Origin of the sequence: Promineifilum sp. (SeqCode) (assembly GCF_041918635.1) — a bacterium.
Lineage (GTDB): Bacteria > Chloroflexota > Anaerolineae > Promineifilales > Promineifilaceae > Promineifilum.
On record NZ_JAYRVJ010000814.1, the window covers coordinates 1 to 5,383 of the forward strand.

Below are 5,383 nucleotides of genomic sequence, written 5' to 3' on the forward strand. Positions count from 1 at the left end.
CGAGCAGTCCAATGGCCGGGCCGGTCGGCGGCAACTGTTCGCGCACCACGCGCCCATCCTGCCGCGCCCGGCCCAACACCAGCGGCGGGTTGTGGCCGGCGTTGACGTACAGCAAGCGGCCCGTCGCCGGATCCAGCACGGCGGCGAACATCGTGGCAAAGGCGTAGGTGTCGGCGTGGTTCGCCAACAGGTAGGCGTTGGTCAAGCGGATGGCATTCAGCAGCGCCGCCCGGTCAACGAAGGAGAAGGGTGTCAGCGTCGCGCCGCTCCCTGGGCCGGCCCCCGCGGCATCGATCTGAAAGTAATTCTGCTGGAACAAGGCCCGGAACAGGCTGCGAATGATAGCCATGAACAGCGCCGCCGTGACCCCCTTGCCGACGACGTCGCTGATGATCAGCGCCACGTGGCCGTGGGGCAGCAGGAAGGCGTCGTAGAAGTCGCCGGCCACCTCCAGCGCTGGCCGGAAGTAAGCCTTCAACTCCCAGCCCGGCGGGTCGGGCAGTTGCGCGGGCAGGAAGCTCAGCTGGATCTCGCGGCCGATCTCCAGTTCGCGCTTGTAGCGCATCAACTGGTTCTCCCGGTCGCTCAGCAGCCGGTTGTTCAGCACGACCGACGCCTGGGAGGCCAGCGACTCGGCCACCTGCTGGTGATAGGCGTCGAAGGGGACAACCTCGCCGGACAGCGGGTGGCGGCAGTTGACCAGGATCAGCGCGCCCACCACGTGCCCGCTGCGCAGCGGCACAGCCAGGCACGATTGGGCCCGGTAGGTGTGCTGCTGCTCGAAGCGCGTCAGCCGCTCGTTCTCAAAGCGCCCCGCGTGTAGATCGCCCAGATTGACCGACTCCCCTCTCAGCGCGACGTAGACCGCCAGGCTGTCGTAGTTGGGCTCACCCGTGACGGGGTCGGAGAGTGGCGCGGGGCCGAAGAAACCGGTTTCGCCCGCCTCTTCTTGATGGGTGTAGCCGGTGGACCGGATGTGCATGTAGACATAATGCATCATCCCGTCCTCCCGCGCCAGGCAGAGCGCGCCAGTATCGGCGTTGCAGATGTCTTGCGCCTCCTGGACGACGCGGGCGGTGAGCCGGTTGAAGTCCACTTCGGCCGACAGCGCCGCGCCGATGGGCAAGATGACCAGCCGCAGATCGTCGGCGATCTTCTCGATCTCGTTGAACGCCTCCAGGGCGGTGTTGGCCTGTTCCTGCAACAGCTTGCGCTGCAAAACGTTCTGGAGGCGGGCGCGCAGTAGCACGTGATGGTCGGGATGGGTGATGTAGTCCGTGGCCCCATGTTCAATGCAGCGCGCCAGCCGCGCCAGCGATGGGCCGGGACGCGAGGTGATGACCACAGGGATGGCGCTCAACGGCGGGTGCTGCCGCCAGTCGCGCAGAAAGGCGTACTCGTCGCGCTCGGCGGCATGCAGGTCGAGCAGCACCAGGTCATAGCGCCGGGCGGCCAACGCGGCCAGCGCGCCGGCCGGCTCGCTCGACACGCGCGTCGCGTCCCACCCCCACGAGGGGAACGGCCGCGTCAACTGCTCGCTCTGCGCGGTGTCGTCATGGATAACGAGGACGTGAATGTAGGTGACGGGCATAGAGGCTATCAGCGTGGCACAGGTTTCTTAACCTGTGACAAGGCATACAGGTTAAGAAACCTGTACTACCATGCTATGGTTGGCTTCTTTCCACGACGAACACACAGCGATTGACCATGCCTTTCCGTTCATAACGAAACTCGTCCACCCCCCATAGCGCCAGATAGATGCCCAGACCGCCATCCTTGCGCTCCTCCAGGGGGCGGTCCAGGTCGGCCGGGCGCGGAACCTGGCGCGGGTCAAAGTGCTCACCCGTATCCTCCAGGAAGATACGCAGCCGCTGCGCGTCGGTGTCGGCCCAGATAGTCAGGTTGCCGTGGCGGCCGGCCCCCTCGTAGCCGTGCAACACGATATTGGTGGCGATCTCGTCCACCGCCAATGACAGCCGGTAGCTGACCTGTTCGCTCAGCCCAGCGCCGGCCGCCGCCCAGGCGACGTAGTCCATCAACTGCGTCAGCATCTCCGACCGGCCGGGAATCGTCAGTGGCTCCAGGATCATCGCCCCACCAGAATCACTACCGAGCGCGGGCCCACGGGGAGGTTGCGCTGCGTCCGCAGCGGGCGCTCGTGTCCCGGTTCATAGATGTCATCGGGCGACGGGCGGAACGTATCGGCGAAACGATACCAGCGCCGGCCATCCCGCAATCGCGGCAGTTCAAACGTGTGCGGCTCCCAATGCATATTGAGGGCCACGTAAATATAATCGTCGGCAGTGCGGCCGGGCAACAGGGCCGCGTGCATGCCGCACAACATGAAGGCCAGCGTGCGGCTGTGCGGCGACCAGTCCGGCTCCCCCTCCCGCAACCCATGCCAGGAGATGTCGGAGAAACCGCTGTCAATCAGATCGCGCTCATGCAGATGATAGCGCCGCCGCAGCGCCGGATGCGCCTTGCGGAAGGCGATACAATAGCGGAAGAAGCGAAAGAGATCGGCGTTTTCGGCCAGCCGCCCCCAGTCGATCCAGTTCAGCTCGTTATCCTGGGCGTAGGTGTTGTTGTTGCCCTGCTTGGTGTGCGCCATCTCATCGCCCATCAGGATCATCGGCACACCCTGGCTGACCATCAGAATGGCGATGGCGTTGCGCATCAGCCGGCGGCGCAGGGCCATGATGGCAGGGTCGTCGGTCGGCCCCTCGTGCCCCCAATTCCAGCTGTGATTGTCGTTCGCCCCGTCCTGGTTGTTCTCGCCGTTAGCCAGGTTGTGCTTCTCGGCGTAGGACACCAGGTCGTTCAGCGTGAAGCCGTCATGACAGGTGACGAAGTTGATGGAAGCCGTGGGGCCGCGCTCCAGATACATGTGCGGCGAGCCTTTGATCATCTGGCCCATCTCGGCCACCTGATCCAGGTCGCCCTTCAGGAAGCGGCGCAGCGCGTCGCGGTAGCGGCCGTTCCACTCCGCCCAGCGCCCATAGGCCGGGAACGAGCCGACCTGGTACAGGCCGCCGGCGTCCCACGCTTCGGCGATCAGCTTCGTCTTGCCCAACACCGGGTCGTGCGCCAGCGACTCCAGCAGCGGCGGGTTCGACAGCGGGTGGCCCTCCGCGTCGCGCCCCAGGATGGAGGCCAGGTCGAAGCGGAAGCCGTCGATGTGGTACTCCGACACCCAATAGCGCAGCGCGTCGAGCACCAGGTTGCGCACCACCGGGTTGTTGCAGTTCAACGTATTGCCGCAACCGCTGAAGTTGTAATAGCTGCCGTCGGGCGTCAGCATGTAGTACGTCCGGTTGTCCAGCCCGCGAAAGGAGATGGTCGTCCCCTCGGCGTTGCCCTCGGCAGTATGGTTGAAGACCACGTCGAGGATGATCTCAATGCCATTGCGGTGTAGCAGCTTCACCAGCGCCTTCAGTTCGTCGGCCTCCATCCCCAGATGGCCGGTCGCCGCATAGGCCGGCTTGGGCGCAAAAAAGCCGACCGTCGAGTAGCCCCAATAGTTCACCAGGCGTTGGCCCGTATAAGGGTTGAAGAAGTTGCTCTCCAACTCGTCAAACTCCTGAATGGGCATCAGTTCCACGGCGTTGACGCCCAGTTCCAGCAGATAGGGGATTTTGTCGCGGATAGCGGCAAAAGTTCCGGGGAAGCGGCTGCCCGACAAGGGGTGACGGGTGAAGCCGCGCACGTGCATCTCGTAGATGATCAGATCTTCGGCCGGTATCTCTAGCTGGCGGTCGTCCTGCCAATCGAAGTCGTCGAGCAGCACCCGGCCCCGGAAGCGCTGCGGGTTGGTGGGGTCGGCCGGCGCGGCCCACACGTCCCTGCCGCCGATGGCCCGCGCGTACGGGTCTAGCAGGTTCACGCGGGCGTCGAAGCGGTGGCCGGCGTGCGGCCGGTGCGGCCCGTCCATGCGGTAACCGTACTCGATCTCCTCGTGCTCCAGCCCGAACACCACCATCGCCCAGACGTGACCGATGCGGAAGGCGTCGAAGAAGGGAATCTCGGCCAGCGGCGTGCGCTCCCCCTTGCGCCAGAGGACAAGCCAACACTGTGTGCCGTGGCGCGAGAAGACGGCAAAGTTGACCCCGCCGGGCACAATGGTCGCCCCAAACGGATAGGGCCGCCCCGGCCTCAGCCAGAACTCACCGTAGCGGCGGGTTGGGTAGACGTCGATGCGATTCAACATACTTTTTAGGGGCTAGGGGCTAGGGGTTAGGGGCTAGGGAAGCGCGCCCTTCCCTAACCCGTATTCCCTAGTCCCTAATCACTTTCCACTTGCTTCGGCAGCCAGACCTCGAACTGCGTCTGGCCCGGCTGTGATTTTACCCGAATGTCTCCTTTATGGTGGTGTACAACGATGTTGTAGCTGATGTCCAGGCCCAGCCCCGTGCCCTCGCCGATAGGCTTGGTGGTGTAGAAGGCATCGAAGATGCGCGGTTGATCCTCGGCCGGGATGCCCGGGCCGTTGTCCTCGATGGTGACGATAACCCACTTGCCCTCCTGTCGCGTGCGCAGGGTCATGGTCGGGTCGGGCGTGCCCGCGGTGCGCAGCGCGTCGGCGGCGTTGTCAATGATGTTCGTCCACACCTGATTCAGCTCGCTGCCCAGGGCGTCGATCTCCGGCAGATCAGGATCATACTCGCGGCGAATGGTGATGCCGGTCTTCAGCTTATGGCGCAGGATGAGCAGCGTGTCCTCCAGCCCCTGCCGGACGTTGTAGCGCACGATGGGCGCCTGGTCGAGATACGTATAGGACTTGAGCGCCTTGACGATCTCCGAGATGCGCTTGGCCCCCTGCTGCAACTCCATCAGCAGGTTGATGAGAGTGTAGTTGTTGGCGAGCCAGGTGACGACCGTGCTGAACTGCGGCCCGGTGAAGAGCGTGGCCAGCCGCTCCAGGTCGGCGTCGCTGTACTCCACATTGACCAGGATGGTGGCACAGGCCCAGGCGTCTTCCATGCCGCGCGACTCCAGCCACTCTTCCAGTTCCACCTCCCGGTCGCTGCGGGCCAGGGCGTCCAGCGTCGGCATCTGCCGCCCCTGAGCGCGGGCGCGCTCCACGAAGCCCTCCAGCGCGGTGCGTTGCACTGGCGTCAGCCCCTCGCTCACCAGGCGCGTGAAGGTCTGCGCCGACTCAATCAGCGCGGTCTCCAAATGCTCGCTGCTGCGCCGGACGGCGGCAGCCGGGTTGTTCAGTTCGTGGGCAATGCCGGCCGTGAATGTGCCCAACTGGGCCATCTTCTCGCTCTGCCGCAGCAGGTTCTGCGTGTTCTGCCAGCGCGAGAGGATGATGTCGAACATCGAGGCCGCGGCCGACGGGCTGATCTGGAGCAACTTGCGCAAATCCTCGCGGCCGATGCCC

General features: G+C 64.8%; 4 protein-coding genes. All 4 read right to left on the bottom strand.

Features of this window, described 5'->3' with window-relative positions; genetic code table 11:
* Positions 1-1,591: SpoIIE family protein phosphatase (locus ACE3UY_RS23155; protein ID WP_374689830.1), on the bottom strand; the 1,591-nt coding region annotated here is incomplete at its 3' end.
* 73 nt (positions 1,592-1,664) lie between these two features.
* Positions 1,665-2,090, bottom strand: a complete 426-nt coding sequence (locus ACE3UY_RS23160; protein WP_374689831.1) for an ATP-binding protein — start codon at positions 2,088-2,090, stop codon at positions 1,665-1,667.
* Positions 2,087-4,207, bottom strand: coding sequence for a glycogen debranching protein GlgX (glgX, locus tag ACE3UY_RS23165; protein ID WP_374689832.1), 2,121 nt, complete (start codon positions 4,205-4,207; stop codon positions 2,087-2,089). Before glgX ends, ACE3UY_RS23160 begins: the two co-directional genes overlap by 4 nt.
* A 74-nt stretch (positions 4,208-4,281) precedes the next feature.
* Positions 4,282-5,383, bottom strand: a 1,102-nt coding sequence (locus ACE3UY_RS23170; RefSeq protein WP_374689833.1) for a sensor histidine kinase, incomplete at its 5' end; no start/stop codon positions are given.

What these genes read in the sequence shown, in the direction of transcription:
- ACE3UY_RS23160 (WP_374689831.1), bottom strand. Translation starts at nt 2,090, where the DNA reads ATGATCCTGGAGCCACTGACGATTCCCGGCCGGTCGGAGATGCTGACG.
- glgX (WP_374689832.1), bottom strand. Translation starts at nt 4,207, where the DNA reads ATGTTGAATCGCATCGACGTCTACCCAACCCGCCGCTACGGTGAGTTC.